The following is a 17,568-nucleotide window of genomic DNA, read 5'->3' as shown; positions in this document are numbered from 1 at the left end:
GACTAATTCGCTACAAAACAAATAGGTATCGACAATGAATACCCTCATCCAGAAAGTTACGAATAATATTATTGAACGCAGTAAGCCTTATCGTGAGGTTTATCTGGGGCGCATTGCTGATGCCGACTCAAGAGGTGTTCATCGATCGGCATTAGGTTGTAGTAATCTGGCACATGGTTTTGCTGCCTGTTCCGCTGGTGATAAAGCATTGCTCTCTGAGGATGTTGTGCCAAATATAGCCATTGTTTCTGCGTATAACGATATGCTTTCAGCACATCAACCCTTTGAAGCATTTCCCAAGATTATTAAACAAGCTCTGCATGAAGCTGGCGCGACAGGGCAGTTTGCTGGTGGTGTTCCTGCGATGTGTGATGGTGTAACACAATCACAGCCAGGTATGGAGCTGAGTCTCTTTAGTCGTGACGTCATTGCACAGGCTACTGCCATAGCGTTATCACATAATATGTTCGACGGTGCGCTGTATTTGGGCGTGTGCGACAAGATTGTGCCTGGCCTAATGATTGGCGCATTAACCTTTGGTCACTTGCCAGCTGTATTTGTACCAGGTGGACCAATGCCTTCTGGCATTAGTAACGAGGTGAAGGTAAAAGTTCGTCAGGACTTTGCGCAGGGTAAGGTGGACGAAAAAACACTGCTGCTCTCAGAATCTGGTTCTTACCATAGTCCTGGCACCTGTACCTTTTATGGTACTGCCAATAGTAATCAGATGATGATGGAAATCATGGGATTGCATCTTCCTGGTTCATCATTTGTTATTGCTAATACGCCATTGCGTGATGAGCTGACTAAAGCCGCATCGAAGCAGGTTTTATCGTTGATTGATACCGAAACAAGTTCAATGGGTATTGGTAAAATGCTTGATGAAAAGAGCTTTGTGAACGCTATTATCGGCTTGCTGACAACGGGTGGCTCGAGTAACCATACCTTGCATTTGGTCGCTATGGCGCGAGCAGCAGGTATTGTCATCAATTGGCAGGATTTTCATGATCTTTCGCAAGTCATTCCATTACTTACCAAGCTTTACCCTAATGGTAGTGCCGACGTAAATCACTTCCATAATGCAGGCGGAATGCCAGTTGTCATTGATCAGTTATTAGAAAATGGACTGATACATGATGATGTGAAGACCATTATGGGTGAAGGCTTGAGTGCATACACCAGCATGCCTAAGTTAAAAGGTGATGCCGGTACAGAAAAGCTAAAATGGAAAAAGAAAAAGTACAAGGAAGAAAATAAAAACATCGTTAGTACAGTAGCAGAGCCCTTTAGCCACCATGGTGGGTTAACTATTCTGGATGGTAATATTGGTCGCAGTGTGATCAAGACATCTGCGCTAAAACCAGAACACCATCTAATTGAAGCGCCAGCTGAGGTTTTTAACTCGCAAGAGGCGTTACAAGAGGCGTATCAACGCGGAGAACTGAATAAAGATTTTGTTGCTGTGGTTCGTTATCAGGGACCAAAATCCAACGGTATGCCTGAATTGCATGGCTTACTTCCAGCACTTGGGTCATTACAAGACGAAGGTTTTAAGATCGCTATTATTACCGATGGTCGTATGTCAGGCGCATCGGGTAAGGTTGCTTCTGCAATTCACATGACACCAGAAGCGAGTGAAGGTGGCGTTATTGCTGAAATAGAGCAAGGTGACATGATTCGATTAGATGTTGAAAATTCAACGGTGGAGCTACTTGTTCACCCAACAGAATTAGCAAAACGAAAAATTGTACCGCCTGATTTAAGTGGAAATCGTTTTGCCATGGGACGTGAATTATTTTCGTCGCTACGTGGGAATGTTTCTGGTGCAGAAGAGGGGGCGTCTATCTTTAATTTACCCGGGGAAGAAAGCGCTTAAAACGGTTTGCTAACTTCAAGAATATTAAAAGTGTTTTTTAAAAGTGGGCTTAGGGATTTGGTGGTTAGTTTGCCTTTTGGCTGATCAAAAAGCCACCCCCCACCTTTGGGGCACTTTTTTAATTCTGTCTTTTAATCTTTTATCTATACCTAATAAATAGGTAAATATTATTTTAGCGTAAGGTCACTCATTATGAATAAAACGAGTTTAACTCCGCAGGAGATAATGACTGTTTCTCCAGTTATCCCTGTTATTGAAATTGCTGATATTTCACAGTCAATTGATCTTGCTAATGCGCTTATTGCAGGCGGTATCAAAGTCCTGGAAATCACGCTACGAACCGAAGCCGCACTTGGTGCTATCGAGCTCTTAGCTAAAGAAGTTCCTGAGGCTGTTCTTGGTGCAGGTACTGTATTAAATCCTGACGATCTTGCTAAGGTGAGAGATGCAGGGGCGAGCTTTGCAATTAGCCCAGGTTGCACCAATACACTGTTGAAAAGTGCTAAAGATATGCAGTTTCCATTGATTCCTGGAGTTTCAACGGGCTCTGAAGTTATGAATGGACTTGAGTTGGGCTATACGCATTTCAAGTTGTTTCCTGCGACCAGTGTTGGCGGTATTCCCCTTTTAAAATCATTTTCTGGGCCGTTTCAGAATGCAAAATTTTGCCCAACGGGCGGCATCAGTGAATCCAACTACCTTGATTTTCTTGCGCTGAAAAATGTACTTTGTGTCGGCGGCAGTTGGGTAGCGCCTAGTGATTTGACGCGTTCTGGTGACTTTGAAAAAATCACTGAATTATCGGCTTCAGCTCTCGCAAATATAAAATAATATAACTATGAATAACTCTTCACCAAAAAAACAATGGTTAGTAGAAGCAGATTCCTCTGTCGTGGCGCAAAAGTCGTTTCAGATGATCTTGGATGCGGCGAAAAAAGCAATACATGAGAAAGGAGTGTTCCGCATCGTTTTGGCAGGCGGTACAACACCAGAGCGTATTTATAGAATGTTGGCAGAAGCACAATGTGATTGGCAGAACTGGGAAATTTTTCTGGGTGATGAACGCTGTTTGCCAGAAACGTCAGCTGAAAGAAACAGTCAGATGGCAATGCAGACCTGGTTGGATCATATCGATATTCCTGCTACCAATATTCATTTTATGCCTTCAGAATTAGGTGCCGAAACCGCTGCGACAAGCTACGCAGAAACCATTAAAAGTAAAATGCCTTTTGATATGGTGTTGTTAGGCATGGGTGAAGATGGGCACACAGCAAGTCTTTTTCCCGGGCATGAACACGACGAAACAGAGTTGGTTCACGCTGTGCATAATGCGCCGAAGCCTCCAGCGGATAGAGTCAGTTTGAGTGCATCAAGTTTAAGTAATTCAGAACAAGTACTCATTATTATTACGGGTGCGGGAAAACGCGAAAGCGTTAAAGCGTGGAATCAAGGGGAGTCGTTGCCGATTGCAAGTATCTCTGCAATAGATACGTTGATCGTCATGCTTGATAGTGACGCTTCGCCTGAGTAATAAAAATTCATTGTTTCTGTAGCTTCGTTGGTTCGCTGTTTTATGTATGCCAAAGATTTACAGACATCATAACCAGATAAAGAAATAAAAAAGATGCCTTCAAAGAATAATTCAAAACCTTCGCTAACAGATCTACCTGCTTTTGAAGCGTTGGAAGATCATTATAATTTGATCAATCAACTGAATATGCGCCATTTATTCGCGACGGATGAAAAGCGCGGCGAGAAGTACTCGATCAAGCATAAAAGCTTACTGTTAGATTACTCAAAAAATCGCATTGTTGATGAAACAATCCCGTTGCTTTGTGATCTTGCAAGAGAAGTGAATTTAGAAAGCTGGCGTGACCGCATGTTTGCCGGCGATAAAATAAATAACACTGAAAATAGAGCGGTGTTACATACCGCTTTGCGCAATGAAACCAATCAACCTATTTATGTTGATGGCGAAGATATCATGCCCAAAATAAACGCCACTATTGATAAAATGGAGGTGTTTGCGAACAAGATAAGAAAGGGAACCTGGAAAGGCTTTAGTAATAGAACCATTACAGATATCGTTAATATAGGTATTGGAGGTTCTGATTTAGGGCCGAAGATGGTTTATAACGCTTTAAAGCCTTATCACCATAAAAACCTGACGGTGCATTTTGTTTCTAATGTGGATGGTGCGCATATTGATGACATCCTTGAAGATATCGACCCTGAGACAACGCTCTTTATTGTATCTTCTAAGACATTTACTACTCAGGAAACGATTACAAACGCGCATATAGCCCGTAAATGGTTATTGAAAAGTGACGCTAAAGAACAAGATGTGAGTAAGCATTTTGTTGCAGTTTCTACCAATATTGAAGAAGCCACGAAGTTTGGTATCGATGCCGATAATATGTTCGAGTTCTGGGACTGGGTTGGCGGGCGTTATTCGTTATGGTCTGCGATCGGTCTTTCAATTGTTCTGTCGGTAGGGATGGAGAATTTTAAGAAAATGTTGAGTGGTGCGCACTCGATGGATGAGCATTTCAAAGAAACGCCATTAGAAGAGAATATGCCCGTGATTATGGGTTTACTGGGTGTTTGGTATAACAATTTCTTTGGCGCTGAGTCTCACGGTATTTTTCCGTATGACCACTATTTGAGAGACCTTACTTTTTATCTTGAACAAGCAGATATGGAAAGTAATGGTAAATCGGTGGATAGAAATGGCAAGAAAGTAGACTACGCTACGGGTCCTATTATTTGGGGTACTTCAGGTATTAATGGTCAGCACGCGTTTTATCAGGCGATCCATCAAGGGACGCAAATGATTCCTTCTGATTTCATTGTATCGATACTCACGCACAGTAGTCATCAAGATCAACACGATATTATGATGGCTAATGCACTAGCGCAGACTGAAGCATTGATGAAAGGCAGAACCTTGGATGAAACGTATTCTGACTTTGTTGAAAGTAAAGTTAAATTAGAAAACGTGGAAGATCGTATTCATCATATGGTTTTCGAGGGTAATAACCCGACGAATACCTTGTTGCTTACTAAGCTGACGCCTCGTTCTCTGGGTATGCTGATCGCTCTCTACGAACATAAAATATTCGTGCAGGGCATAATCTGGAATTTGAATTCGTTTGATCAGTGGGGCGTTGAGTTAGGGAAAAAACTAACTAAGAATATATTAGCCGAATTTGGACAGCCTGATCCTGTAACGAATCATGATAGCTCGACGAACTCTTTGATCAACTATTATAAAAGTGTTGTTTACGGTCAGGATTAAAGCTTAACGGAGCACTCTGGATGTGAGTCAGAGACTTAGGCTGTTTTTATTTTGTATGGGCTAAATATACAAACGTGATAAAGCAAAGAGAGATTACTGTTTGAATCTGTTTTTGCTTTGTTTTCTGTAATCGCTTGGGGTCATGTTTTTGATTTCAATGAAGCGACGATTGAAGTTTGCAACGTTGTTGTAACCTACGTGATAACAAATAGTGCTGATGTATTGATCTGTTTCCATCAATAACTGACAGGCTTTGTTGATTCGTAGTCTGTTGACAAAACCGGTAAAGGTATTTCCAGACGCTTTGCTGAAATAGCGTGAGAATTGGCTGCTATCCATTCCCGTTCTTTTGGCGATGTCTGCCATTGAAAACTGGCTAGAGTAATTTTCGGTGATGTAATCCACAACCTCACTAATGCGTCTCATCGACGCGTCATTATCGAAGCTTTGAATTTGTGTATTAGACAGTAATTTATAATCACTATGTTCAGATAAGGTCAACATCAATTCTAAAAATGCGTTAAAGCGACGAAGGCCAGAAGAATTTTTAATTAAACTTAACTGCTTCTCGGTAAAGTCGCTTATACCAAAGAATTCAATCCCATTTTTGGCACGGGTTAACAGCGGCATTGCTTGCTGTAATTCAGGGATTAGATCAGATGCCTTGCGTAAAGGCTCTCCTAAAAATTGCAAAACAAAATCTCTTCTTGCTACGCCTTCTTTTGGTATTTCTGTAGAAATCCAGTTATGGGGTAAACGTGGACCAGTCAGTACAAGATTACCTGGCTTAAAAGTACCGATGTAGTCTCCAACAAACATTTTCCCTTTTGTTGAAGTAATTAAATGTAATTCATATTCTTCGTGGTGATGCCATCGAATGAGGTCATTTGGAGCACCGTGTTCTAAACATCTCAAAAAACCATAAGACCCTTCTGGTTCATAACCTAATGTCGAATTTCTCTGAAAGTCTTGTTCGAGTGATGGGGTATATTTAGAAGCGTTATTTCTCATGGTAAAGTCCAAAGTTAAGTTTTTAAGTCGTTAGAATAAAACTACCTTCTTAATTAAGTGGTTCAGCCAAAAAAAAACAATATAGATATAACAATTAACTCAGATCATATCATTTTTTGGCACCCCCCACCTTTTGAGGGGTTTTTACATCATTTTCTCAACTAATATCTGCCTGGTACTGGTTTATGCCGTTTTTTCAATAAACGCATTTACGCGATCATAGGCCTTTCTTAGTGTTTCTCTTAAGGTTTGATTTCCTGCCAGATCTCCAAACAATATTTTGTCATTTGAAAATGCATGAACAATGTCATCAGAAGAAACAATTTTTTGTGCATTTTCTGCACTCATCATGGCATCTTCATATTCAAATTTGATTTCACCTTTTTGCTCTCTCACTAAAAACGCAAGGAATAGGGCAGGCAACATCGCTACACTGTCGATAGAACGTCCCGCTTTTATGGCATCCTGTATGGTCGGTAAAATGAAGCTTGGAATCTTGGAATATGCATCCATAACCACTCGTTGATTGGTATCTAGAATGTTAGGGTTACTAAATCTTTCAAGAACAGTATCCCGGTATTTATCTAAATCTATAGGGCTTGGTGATTCAGCGCTTGTTAGACAAGGAATAACATCATTGGTCACATAATCAAAAGCTAGTTGACGGACTTCTGGGTCGTTTGTTCCCTGGTGAATGTATTGATATCCACGCAGTGTTCCTGCCCAGGCAATGCAAGAGTGAGTCGCATTCAAAACCCTGATCTTTGCTTCTTCATAAGGTTCTACATCTTCAACCATTTCAACATCGACAAGCTCCCATGGTGGGCGACCCGCAATAAAATTATCTTCGATAACCCACTGAGTGAAACTCTCTCCCATTAATGCTGCTTCATCCCTTCTGTCTGTAGCTGCAAAAACACGTTCGATAATATCTGCTGTTGGTCTAGGGGTGATGCGATCAACCATAGAGTTTGGAGAGCTGGTGTGGGTTTTAACCCATTCCAATAAGTCTGTATCGCCAATGCGTTCTATATATTCAAGCAGTGCGTTTTTGAATTTTTCCCCATTGCTGCGTACATTGTCACAGTTGAGTAAGGTGACAGGCTCAACATGGCTAGCCATTCGTGCACGTAATAATTGCGTCATGGTTCCATAAATCGTGCAAGGCGCGTTACCCGCTAAATCGCTCTGTAAATCCTTATAGCTATCATCCAGTTTAAAGTTACCGTCCAGATAATATCCTGCTTCCGTTACGGTAAAAGAGATGATTTTAGTATTTTCATTTGCAGCAATTTCTGTGATGCCTTTCATATCTTTTTCCCAATCCACAATATGTTTGATGGATTGAATCAATTGATATTTATGTTCACCAGCAGGGCTAACCGTTTCTAGCATGTACTCGTTGTTTTGAGATTTTAGAATTTCAACAACTGACTGCATGTCAGATCTTATATTACCCGCAGCAATCTCCCATTGTGTCTCACCGATATCATGTAAGTTTTGCATATACATGGCTTGATGAGCACGGTGAAATGAGCCTAGGCCCAAATGTAATTGAATCGACGTGTCAGAATTTCCAGAATTTTTCATATTTAATTAAGCCTATGCTAGGTGTAAAACTTTTCCATCGTTATCAAAGTAATGAACAATGTCATCGGACCAATTAACACCTACTGTGTCACCTAGCTTTAATGTAGTTCTTTGATATGAACGGATAATGAGCGGCTCTGCGCTTTGATCCCCAAGGCTTAGGTGGACGAGTGTTTCGTTACCTAAAGATTCAACCAATACAACCTTGCCTGTTAAACGTGAATCATCTGAAATGCTTAAATGCTCTGGACGTATACCAGCAAATGAACTACCAGCTGGAACATTTTGCAGTAATGAAGATGGGATGATATTCATCTGAGGCATACCGATAAATTGCGCAACAAAACGGTTAGCTGGTTTGTCGTATAACTCTAAAGGCGTTCCTACTTGTTCGATGATTCCGTCACGTAAAACAACAACACGATCAGCCAATGTCATTGCTTCAACCTGGTCATGAGTTACGTAAATCGTGGTAGCACCTAAATCACGATGTAATTGAGCAATTTCAACACGTGTCTGTCCACGTAGGGCAGCATCGAGATTTGATAATGGCTCATCGAATAAGAATATTTTTGGATGACGAACAATGGCGCGTCCAATGGCTACACGCTGACGTTGTCCACCTGAAAGAGCTCCTGGTTTACGCTTCAGGTATTGGGTTAAATCAAGCTTCTCTGCTGCTTCTTTTACAAGTTTGTCGATTTTACCCTGGTCTACTTTTGCCAATCTCAATGCAAACGACATATTGTCTTCCACGGTCATATGCGGATATAAGGCATATGACTGAAATACCATCGCTAAGTCACGTTTTGATGAAGGAGTCTCCGTGATATCAACGCCATCCAGGATTAACTTTCCTTTATTGATAACTTCCAAACCAGCAATCATGCGAAGTAGCGTTGATTTACCACAACCAGAGGGGCCAACAAAAACGATGAATTCACCAGGCTCGATATTTAAATCAATTCCCTTAATCGCGTGGTGCTCACCGTAATATTTTTCTACTTTTTGAAGCTCTAAAAATGACATTTTCTATTACCTTAAATTTTTAATAACAGCGATATTTCGCAAATATATTTATTAATTGATTTATATTATTTAACAGCACCAAAGGTGAGTCCCTGAACTAACTGTTTCTGGCTAAACCAACCGAATACAATGATTGGTCCGATCGCCATTAAGGAAGCTGCAGAAAGTTTTGCCCAGAACAAGCCTTCAGGACTTGAATAAGAGGCAACCAGAACCGCTAACGTACCTGCATTGGCAGAAGTAAGATTCAACGCCCAAAAGGCTTCATTCCATGAAAGAACCAAACAGAGTAAACCTGTAGAGGCCATTCCGCCCATCGCCAGAGGCAATAGAACATGGCGGAATTCTTCCCATAAACTAGCGCCATCCATTCTTGATGCTTCAAGAATTTCATGTGGTATATCTTTAAAATTTGAGTACAACATCCAAACCATTATCGGTAGATTGGACATAGTAAAAACAATGATGAGAGCTATTTGGCTATCCAGTAAACCCACCCATTGGAAAAGCAAATAAACCGGAAGCAATGCACCAACAGCAGGCATGAACTTGGTTGAAAGCATCCATACCATAATGTTTTTAGTTTGTATCGTTGGTGAAAACGCAAAACTATAAGCTGAAGGAACTGCAATGATTAATCCTAGAATTGTTGATACAAGACTCGTGATTAAAGAATTCATGGCAAATCGCATATAGTCACTTCGTTCTTGTACTTCAGTGAAGTTTTCTAAAGTCGGTTCGAATACCCATAACGAAGGCACCGCAATTGCTTGCAACTCCGTTTTAAAGGCAGTCACCATCAAAAAAAGTAGTGGGAAAAACACAATAAATGCAACAAGCCATGAGGCTACTGTTCTTGTGACAAATAATGCGTTCCAATCGTATTTAGAGATTTTCATAGTAGTTATCCATTAATTATCAAGGTTTTTTCCGATCATACGGATCAGAATGATTGCAACGATATTGGCCAAGATAATGGCGAAAATTGCACCGGCAGAGGCTGCGCCCACATCAAAGTTCATAAGTGCTTCCTGGAATATCAAGAATGCCAAGTTGGTACTTTCTGTTCCGGGTCCACCCGAAGTGGTGGTAAATATTTCAGCGAATACACTCAACAAGAAAATAACTTCGATCATGATCACGACTGCGATAGAGCGTGCCATGTGAGGTAAGTATAAAAATCTCAGTTGTTGGAAATAGGTCGCTCCATCCATGCGAGAGGCTTCTAACTGCTCCCTATCCATAGATTGTAAAGCGGTGATGAAAATCAGGCAGGCAAATGGCATCCATTGCCAGCTAAGCATGATGATAATGGAACCGAGTGGTATCTCTGTTAACCAATCAATTGGCTCAAGTCCAAAGAAGCCTGATATCTGTGCGAATACACCATAGATGGGATTCATCATCATGTGCTTCCAAAGTAATGCATTTACTGTAGGCATTACAAAGAAAGGCGAAATTAATAAAATTCTAACAAACGATTGCCCGGGAAAAGGGCTGTTGATGAGGAGTGCAATGGCAAGTCCGAAACCAACAGTAATTATTACAACGCTACCTAATAAAATAAGCGTGTTGAACACTGAATCCATAAACGCTGGATTGGTAATGAAGAAATCATAATTCTCCCAGCCTGCAAAGCCAGAAATATCGGGAGACATTAGATTGTAACGAATTAATGAAAAATAGATCGTCATTCCTAAAGGAACTAGCATCCAGATTAATAAGGTCACCACAGCAGGGCTCATTAATAGACGAGGTAGAAATCTACTTTCGGTTGCGTTTGAAGACATAGTAATAATTCCGTTTACAGAATTGGGGGTTTAAAAAGTACTGGCACATCGATATGCACCAGTACTGCTTTTTTACATAAAACTAGTTAGATAAAACTAGAGCCTAGCTAGATCAAATTACTCTAACTAGGTTTCTAACTGGGTTCTGTTGAGTTGAATAACTCTGATTGCAGAACCCAGTGTAGAAACATTAAAGTACAATGGCTTTTAGCTTAGTAGTATTTAGCCTTTTTCATTGTACGATCGGCAGCAGTTTGAGACTTAGCTAGTGCTTCTTTAACTGTTACTTTTCCTGCTAAAGCTGAACTCATTTGCTGGCCAACAGCGACACCAATAGATTGGAACTCTGGGATTGCAGCAAACTGAACACCAACATAAGGAGACTTATTGAATGTACTGTCTTCAGGGTTGGCACTCTGGATAGCTTCTAATTCAGCAGAAGCAAATTTAGCTGCTTCAAGGAACTTAGGATTTTCATAAGTAGAAGCGCGAGTTCCTGTAGGAACTTTACCCCAACCAACGTTCTCACCAATATAGTTGACATAATCTTTAGATGTTGCCCACTCAAGGAACTTCATTGCTTCAGCTGTTTTCTTAGAAGATGCAGGAACAGCTAGAGACCAAGCCCATAACCAGTTCTTACCTTTAGCAGTCTTCTTAGAAGGCGCTTGAGCAAATTTAATCACATCAGCAACTTTAGATTGATCAGGGTCTGATACGAATGATGCTGCGATTGTCGCATCAATCCACATACCACATTTACCTTCATTGATTAGCGCAAGAATCTCGTTGAAGCTATTGTTAGCAGAACCTGGAGGTCCGTATTTAGTAAGTAGGTCAACATAGAACGTTACAGCTGCTTCCCACTCAGGAGAGTCTAACTGTGGTTTCCAATCTTCACCAAACCACTGTGCGCCGTAACTATTTGCAAGTGTAGTGATGAATGCCATGTTATCGCCCCAACCTGGCTTACCACGTAAACATATACCGTAAACGCCTTCATCTGGGTTGTGAATACCTTTTACAATCTTCTCAACATCATCCCATGTAGGAGTGTTTGGCATGTTTAATCCTGCTTTATCAACAAGATCTCCACGGTACATAATCATTGAACTTTCACCGTAGAAAGGTGCAGCGTATAGCTTACCTTCTGCAGAAAGACCTTTTCTTACTGCTGGGAAAATATCATCAACAGCATAATCATCGCTGAAATTCAGCTCAGTTAACCAACCTTTCTTACCCCAGATTGGAGCTTCGTACATACCAATAGTCATGATGTCGAACTGACCACCTTTGGTAGCTATATCAGTTGTTACACGAGAACGAAGTACGCCTTCTTCTAATGTAACCCATTTCAGTTTAATATCTGGATTTGCTTTTTCGAATGCATCTGTGTGTTTCTGCATTTCAACCATATGACCGTTGTTTACTGTTGCAATTACAAGCTCAGTTTCAGCGTGTGCAATTGATGCGGCGGTCATAAATAAAGTGCCTGCGAACGCGGCAGCTATTTTTCCTAGTTTCATACTAACTCTCTCCTTTAAGTTTTTTAGTATCACATAGACAAGATTTTCGGAATAAAGACTTGAATCTCTAATATATCATTACCTAAGTGCAGCAAGATTAGCATCAAGATTTAATTTGGATTGATACTAAAATTCTTAGATGTGATACTTTTTTGTAGGAAGTTAGGCTATTTAAGCAAAAAAAGTGCAGAAAAAGCTTAACTTTTATGAGTTTACGTTGAAAATCCAATAAAGAGTATAAATTAAAGAGTTTTAAAATAAATGCAATTGGATTGGGGTATTAGTCAGGATTTTCTCAAATTTGAAGCTAGGTAGCTTCAGATTCGAGTCTGAACCGATAGTTATGTACACTTTCGGTCTATTTAAAGGATATTTATTCTGTCTGACGTGATGCGGTAGCTACTGCATTTGATGAATACTGGTACTCATTTGCAGAAGCTACCCGCTAAAATAAATCCTAATGAAGTTTTAGGCGAGGTTTTAAGCCACGGTTTGTTATCCAGTTAGCGATCGTCATTAAAATTTCACGGGTGTAGCCGTGCAAAGCGATTAAATGCATTCTATAAAGTGATTTATAAACCATTCTTGCTACAAAGCCTTCCACACTCATGCTTCCTGACCAACGACCCATGAGGTTCCCCATTAAATTACCAACCGTGCTGTAATGCCCTAGATTTACTAATGAGCCGTAATCAACATAACGATACTCAGGTAAGTTATCTTTACCCGCTAAACGGTATTTCATGGTTTTGACAAGTAATGAAGCCTGTTGGTGAGCAGCCTGTGCCCTGGGTGGAACAAAGCCTTCTTCTCCTATCAAGGGGCAACTGGCGCAATCTCCGAAAGCAAAAATATTTTCATCGTTAGTGGTTTGTAAGGTGGTTTTCACCAATAACTGATTAATCGCATTCGTTTCCAGACCATCAATAGTAGTCAGGAAGTTTGGTGCTTTAATGCCCGCTGCCCAGACCATGGTTTCTGCGGGAATAAATTTCCCCGTGTGCGTAATCAAGCCTTCTTTTTTCGCTTCAACCACGCGTTCATCCGTCATCACTTCGATATTTAGTTTTCGAAGTTCTTCTAGTGCAGCATCTGATAATCGTTTTGGTAAAGCGGGTAAAATACTGGGTGAAGCTTCGATAATGGTTATTTTGATATCACGGCTTGCTTCGAGTTTATCAAAACCAAAAGCAATTAATTTCTTGGTCGCGCCGTGTAACTCTGCCGCTAACTCTATGCCTGTTGCGCCTGCGCCGACAATAGCTACATGTAACTGGCCTGGTCTTAGTTCTTGAGTGCGGTTTTGCGCTCTAAGCATTTTTCGCATCAGGTAGCTTTGGAAGTTATTGGCTTCTTCCAGGGTGTCCAGGAATTTACAGTATTCAACCACACCTTTGGTATTGAAGTGTTTGGTTAAACTGCCGACGGACAAAATTAAGGTATCGTACTTTAGTGATCGACGTGGAATGGTTTCTTCTTCGTCATCATCCAGCGTAGGGGCAATCGAAATTTCTTTTGCTTGTGGATCGACATGATCTACATAGCCCAGTTGAAAGTTATAATGATGACGATGCGCGTGATCTATGTATTCCATGGCTTCGATCGATGAATTCAGCGTTCCTGCTGCAATCTCATGGAGTAATGGCTTCCAGATATGTGTCAGCTTCGCATCGACTAGAGTCACTATGGCTTGCTTATTTTTGCCGACAGAATCACCTAATTTTTTAGCTAGTTCTGCGCCGCCAGCTCCTCCACCAACAATGACAATGTGATGCGGATTGTTTTTCGTATTCATGATAGTTTATTCAATATCTTTACTGGGAAATAGGGCGAGGAGTATATCAATACTAACTGCCTGACATTCAATATATGTCAGGTACTTAATATAAACACACCCCACTACTTTGAGCGGTTTTTTTACAGATGAATTGTAAAAGTAATAGATTCAGAAATTAAGCAGAATCATTAAAGTCATACGAAAGGAAAACCGCGATAACAAATACAGGCTAGCTCATCCACTGTCCACCATCGACATTGTAGGTTTGCGCGACAATATAATCTGCGTCACTGGTCGCGAGGAAAACAGCCATTCCTGTCAAATCTTCAGCAATGCCCATTCTTCCATAAGGCACGCTCTTGCCAACCTGTTGTTTCTTTTCGCCTGGCTTAAGGTTTTCATGTTTGGCAAAAAAAGAATCAACCATATCCCAATGCTCACCATCCACCACGCCGGGTGAAATAGCATTGACATTAATGCCGTGTTTTATCAAATCTAGTCCTGTTGATTGGGTCAAACTGATAATAGCTGCTTTGGTCGAACAATAAACGGCAACCAAAGGCTCACCGCGCCGACCTGCCTGACTCGCCATATTAATGATTTTGCCTCCTTCGCCACGTTCAATCATGTGCTTTGCAACAGCTTGTAACATGAAGAGTGTGCCTGATACATTGACCGCATAGAGTTTTTCGTAGTCTTTGCGCTCAATTTCTATCGTAGGTGCAGCGCTAAAAAGTGCCGCATTATTAATCAAAATATCGATTTTTCCTAACTGCTGAATAGTCTCGGCAACACAAGTGTCGATACTCTCTTGCTGGGTAACATCAAGACCAATAGCAATGCTATTTTCACCGAGCTCTTTAGCCGTTGCCTGCGCCTGTTCGATATTGATGTCGGCTATCACTACCTTGGCACCCTCATCAATGTAGTGTTTAGCAAAGCTACGCCCGATGCCTCTTGCAGACCCTGTGATCAAGGCGACGCGACCCTCTAGGCGTTTAGCGCTCATTCAACTTTCCCTTTTTGGTGTTAGTAATGAAATTAATGAGATATTAGTGACAAAATTTAACTGTCACTACATGAAATCCAATACTTCTGTCTTTGTCGGTAAATCAGCACCTTGTCGAGAGCAGGTGATTGCTGCAGCAGCAGCTGAGAAGTTACCAATCTCTTTGAGTTTGTTTTCGTCGAGTTGTTCGAACCAATCATTACCGTATTGTGCGAATAAGCCACCGACTGAATCCAGTAATGCCGCTTGATACGTATCGCCTGCACCAACAGTGTCTATAACCTTGATTTTAGGCGTTTCAAGATTGGTATGGGCTTGGGCGCTCCATAGCGAGCTTCCTTCTCCACCTCTGGTTAGTACGATTAGTTTCAGTCCAGTCGCTAACCATTTCTGGATGATTTCTTCCGGCGCAGTGTCTGGATACATCAATTCTAAATCTTCATCGCTGACTTTCACGATATCCGCAAGGCTAACTAATTCATCAACCCTGTTTTGCCAGACTTTCATATCAGGTTCGACAATTGCCCTGATATTAGGATCGAGTGAGATCAAACATTTGCCAGAATACTTTTTCACAAGTGAAAGCAATGAATCGGCAGTGGGTTGCGAAACAATACTGTAAGAGCCTAGGTGTATTGCAATAGGGTCTTCAATTTCAAAATTAATATCCTCTGCTGTTATCGAGCGGTCAGCCGTTCCTTCTCCATAGAAAGAATAAGTAGGAACACCATTTTTATCTTTTTCAACGAAGGCAACGGTTGTTGGTAACTGCTTTTTTACTATCAACTCTTGCGAAACATTTTCCTCAGAAAGCACAGCACTCAAGCGTTTGCCGAACATGTCGTTAGATATTCCTGTGAATAAGGCTGAAGATTGTCCAAGCCTGGATAGTCCAATAGCAACATTGAAAGGTGAGCCGCCGACACAGGCCTGCATTGGGAAAACTTCAGCAGGGGCTTGCTGATTATCTTCAAGAAAAATATCAATTAGTGCTTCACCGCAAATGACAAACATAACAACCTCTGGCTAAAAAATACGTAATTTGGAGTGAGATTATCATCATTTTTTAAATTCAGTGAATACTCTAATGACGGTTAAATTCTTCGCGAATGAAAATTTTATTTTCGGGTGAATATTTAAGCTGACGATACTTTGGAAATCATGAGAATGAGAAAAATTCAAAAAAATCTTTATATAACAAATGTTTGTAAGAGTATTTGCGAGGTTTGATGGTTTAAGAGCTCATCAGAATTAGTATTACTTTCATCTATTTAGCCACAATAAAAATTAAATTTAGTAGCTCATTATTTCAGAAATATGACAAATCAAGTGAAGCATTGTGCAACAGAGTATCACTTCTCTTAAAACTTAATGTTTAGAATTGCTTTATCTATTAGTAAACACTTCTAAGAAATTTAAGTTTTTATGTATTTGGCCTCTTTTAACCGCATTTGAACGGCATTAGAAAAAGAATATTCCCGCTAATTTTAGACGTTTTTACCAATCAGAACTCTTACTTTCCATATTCGGGGTAAGTAATTTTAAAATGAAAAACTAACAAGGAAGAGAGAAATGAAAAACAAATTAAGCCTGGCAATCGCATGTGGCCTGACCACAATGTGTGTAGCAACAACAGGATTTGCAAATGAGAAATCGTTCAATATCGGTGGAGATGTAGAATTAGACCTTACTGGAACTGATAGAGACGATTCTAGTTCTTTTAACCATGGTGGAAGAATTAAAATTAATGCAGTTGGTATGGTTAAAAGTGATAACGGTCACTTTGTAAAAGGCGTAGCTCAGCCTTTAGTATTATTTAACCCTGGAACAACTGCTTTACCTACTCAGGATGAAGATCTTTTCGTAAATAACGATGCTGTTGCTGTAGATGACGCTTACTTGCAAATAGGTAAAGAAGGGGTTTGGGATATCCAAATGGGTAGATTTGAAGCAATGAATCTACTACCTCTAGGTAAAGATACATTAGTAGCGAATGTCGATGGCATAGTTGCTTATAGTGCAAATGACGTTCGTGGAAGAAGAGATGATACATTCCATGCGGCTCTTCATGTAGGTTCTTCTGATAAATTCTTATTTGAGCTTGGTATGCAAGCTAGAAAGAATGGTGACGACAAGATTTTTGAAGTACGTCCTGCAATCTCATACCAGCTAGGTAGTGTAAAACTACATGCAGGTTATGAAGATCTAGAAGGTGATGCTTCAGGTTTTGGCATAGGTGCTGGATTTAAGTTAGGTGGTGGAGACTTGAATGTAGGTCTTGCACAAGCGACAGATTATCCAAGTTCTGTAGTTGGTAAAATTGACGTTACGACTGTTGCAGTTAACTACACTAAAGGTCCATGGGGTGTTGGTTATTTACATGCAGAAGGAGAAGTTGTTGATGTTGCGGGAAGACCTGATCCATCTCTCGATACTGTTTACGCAGCATACACATTACCAATTTATGCTATCAAAGATGCTAGCGTAACTTTTGCAGCTAGTTATTCAGAAGGCGAGTATACAATGTTTGACGGTACAAACTTCAATGATGACGATTTAACTGCAGTAAGAGCACGCTTTAACTACACATTCTAATGTGTCGTTAAATACCAAATTTATCGCCACGATAAGTAAACCCTCCCTGAGTTTATTAGTGGCATAA

Annotated in this window: 14 protein-coding genes; 5 read left to right on the top strand and 9 right to left on the bottom strand. The window is 40.6% G+C overall.

Going from position 1 to position 17,568, the window contains the following annotated elements; translation table 11 throughout:
- Nucleotides 1-34: 34 nt before the first annotated feature.
- From edd to pgi, 4 genes are all read left to right on the top strand, one after another.
- Nucleotides 35-1,876 (top strand): phosphogluconate dehydratase, encoded by a 1,842-nt coding sequence (edd, locus tag OO007_RS11090; protein WP_131907679.1) that lies wholly within the window; start codon nt 35-37, stop codon nt 1,874-1,876.
- Between the two features lie 192 nt (nt 1,877-2,068).
- Nucleotides 2,069-2,707, top strand: coding sequence for a bifunctional 4-hydroxy-2-oxoglutarate aldolase/2-dehydro-3-deoxy-phosphogluconate aldolase (locus tag OO007_RS11085; protein ID WP_131907678.1), 639 nt, complete (start codon nt 2,069-2,071; stop codon nt 2,705-2,707).
- A gap of 7 nt (nt 2,708-2,714) precedes the next feature.
- Nucleotides 2,715-3,407: a 6-phosphogluconolactonase gene (gene pgl, locus OO007_RS11080; protein WP_325808843.1), complete on the top strand. Its 693-nt coding sequence runs from the start codon at nt 2,715-2,717 to the stop codon at nt 3,405-3,407.
- Nucleotides 3,408-3,500: 93 nt separating this feature from the next.
- Entirely contained in the window at nt 3,501-5,174 is a 1,674-nt protein-coding gene (gene pgi / locus OO007_RS11075; protein ID WP_131907676.1) for a glucose-6-phosphate isomerase, read from the top strand.
- 93 nt (nt 5,175-5,267) lie between these two features.
- Here pgi and OO007_RS11070 read toward each other — a convergent pair whose 3' ends face one another.
- The 9 genes from OO007_RS11070 to OO007_RS11030 all read right to left on the bottom strand — a co-directional run bounded on the left by OO007_RS11070 (nt 5,268) and on the right by OO007_RS11030 (nt 15,920).
- Nucleotides 5,268-6,185, bottom strand: a complete 918-nt coding sequence (locus OO007_RS11070; protein WP_325808842.1) for an AraC family transcriptional regulator — start codon at nt 6,183-6,185, stop codon at nt 5,268-5,270.
- Between the two features lie 183 nt (nt 6,186-6,368).
- Nucleotides 6,369-7,775 carry a D-arabinitol 4-dehydrogenase gene (dalD, locus tag OO007_RS11065; RefSeq protein ID WP_325808841.1) on the bottom strand — a complete coding sequence of 469 codons (1,407 nt, stop codon included), beginning with the start codon at nt 7,773-7,775 and terminating at the stop codon, nt 6,369-6,371.
- 12 nt (nt 7,776-7,787) lie between these two features.
- On the bottom strand, nt 7,788-8,804 hold the full coding sequence (locus OO007_RS11060; protein WP_131907666.1) for an ABC transporter ATP-binding protein: 1,017 nt from the start codon (nt 8,802-8,804) through the stop codon (nt 7,788-7,790).
- A gap of 65 nt (nt 8,805-8,869) precedes the next feature.
- Nucleotides 8,870-9,703, bottom strand: a complete 834-nt coding sequence (locus tag OO007_RS11055) for a carbohydrate ABC transporter permease (RefSeq protein WP_325808840.1) — start codon at nt 9,701-9,703, stop codon at nt 8,870-8,872.
- A gap of 12 nt (nt 9,704-9,715) precedes the next feature.
- Nucleotides 9,716-10,594: a carbohydrate ABC transporter permease gene (locus OO007_RS11050; protein ID WP_131907664.1), complete on the bottom strand. Its 879-nt coding sequence runs from the start codon at nt 10,592-10,594 to the stop codon at nt 9,716-9,718.
- Between the two features lie 212 nt (nt 10,595-10,806).
- Nucleotides 10,807-12,120: an ABC transporter substrate-binding protein gene (locus tag OO007_RS11045; protein ID WP_325808839.1), complete on the bottom strand. Its 1,314-nt coding sequence runs from the start codon at nt 12,118-12,120 to the stop codon at nt 10,807-10,809.
- A gap of 457 nt (nt 12,121-12,577) precedes the next feature.
- Complete coding sequence (locus OO007_RS11040) at nt 12,578-13,915, bottom strand: NAD(P)/FAD-dependent oxidoreductase (protein ID WP_325808838.1); 1,338 nt, start codon at nt 13,913-13,915, stop codon at nt 12,578-12,580.
- A 211-nt stretch (nt 13,916-14,126) separates the two neighbouring features.
- Nucleotides 14,127-14,906: an L-iditol 2-dehydrogenase gene (locus OO007_RS11035; protein ID WP_325808837.1), complete on the bottom strand. Its 780-nt coding sequence runs from the start codon at nt 14,904-14,906 to the stop codon at nt 14,127-14,129.
- Between the two features lie 66 nt (nt 14,907-14,972).
- Nucleotides 14,973-15,920 (bottom strand): carbohydrate kinase family protein, encoded by a 948-nt coding sequence (locus tag OO007_RS11030; protein WP_325808836.1) that lies wholly within the window; start codon nt 15,918-15,920, stop codon nt 14,973-14,975.
- 558 nt (nt 15,921-16,478) lie between these two features.
- Between OO007_RS11030 and OO007_RS11025 the strand changes: the two genes are divergently transcribed.
- A complete protein-coding gene (locus OO007_RS11025) occupies nt 16,479-17,501 on the top strand; it encodes a carbohydrate porin (protein ID WP_325808835.1) in 1,023 nt (340 codons plus the stop codon).
- Nucleotides 17,502-17,568 lie beyond the last annotated feature (67 nt).

The sequence above is a fragment of the Cocleimonas sp. KMM 6892 genome, assembly GCF_035798195.1.
Taxonomy (GTDB): domain Bacteria; phylum Pseudomonadota; class Gammaproteobacteria; order Thiotrichales; family Thiotrichaceae; genus Cocleimonas; species Cocleimonas flava.
Note: the sequence above shows the minus strand (reverse complement) of the source record. Positions and strands in the feature narration are given on the sequence as shown.

Coding starts and splice junctions, on each gene's coding strand:
- edd (WP_131907679.1), top strand. CDS start 35: ATGAATACCCTCATCCAGAAAGTTACGAATAATATTATTGAACGCAGT.
- OO007_RS11085 (WP_131907678.1), top strand. CDS start 2,069: ATGAATAAAACGAGTTTAACTCCGCAGGAGATAATGACTGTTTCTCCA.
- pgl (WP_325808843.1), top strand. CDS start 2,715: ATGAATAACTCTTCACCAAAAAAACAATGGTTAGTAGAAGCAGATTCC.
- pgi (WP_131907676.1), top strand. CDS start 3,501: ATGCCTTCAAAGAATAATTCAAAACCTTCGCTAACAGATCTACCTGCT.
- OO007_RS11070 (WP_325808842.1), bottom strand. CDS start 6,185: ATGAGAAATAACGCTTCTAAATATACCCCATCACTCGAACAAGACTTT.
- dalD (WP_325808841.1), bottom strand. CDS start 7,775: ATGAAAAATTCTGGAAATTCTGACACGTCGATTCAATTACATTTGGGC.
- OO007_RS11060 (WP_131907666.1), bottom strand. CDS start 8,804: ATGTCATTTTTAGAGCTTCAAAAAGTAGAAAAATATTACGGTGAGCAC.
- OO007_RS11055 (WP_325808840.1), bottom strand. CDS start 9,703: ATGAAAATCTCTAAATACGATTGGAACGCATTATTTGTCACAAGAACA.
- OO007_RS11050 (WP_131907664.1), bottom strand. CDS start 10,594: ATGTCTTCAAACGCAACCGAAAGTAGATTTCTACCTCGTCTATTAATG.
- OO007_RS11045 (WP_325808839.1), bottom strand. CDS start 12,120: ATGAAACTAGGAAAAATAGCTGCCGCGTTCGCAGGCACTTTATTTATG.
- OO007_RS11040 (WP_325808838.1), bottom strand. CDS start 13,915: ATGAATACGAAAAACAATCCGCATCACATTGTCATTGTTGGTGGAGGA.
- OO007_RS11035 (WP_325808837.1), bottom strand. CDS start 14,906: ATGAGCGCTAAACGCCTAGAGGGTCGCGTCGCCTTGATCACAGGGTCT.
- OO007_RS11030 (WP_325808836.1), bottom strand. CDS start 15,920: ATGTTTGTCATTTGCGGTGAAGCACTAATTGATATTTTTCTTGAAGAT.
- OO007_RS11025 (WP_325808835.1), top strand. CDS start 16,479: ATGAAAAACAAATTAAGCCTGGCAATCGCATGTGGCCTGACCACAATG.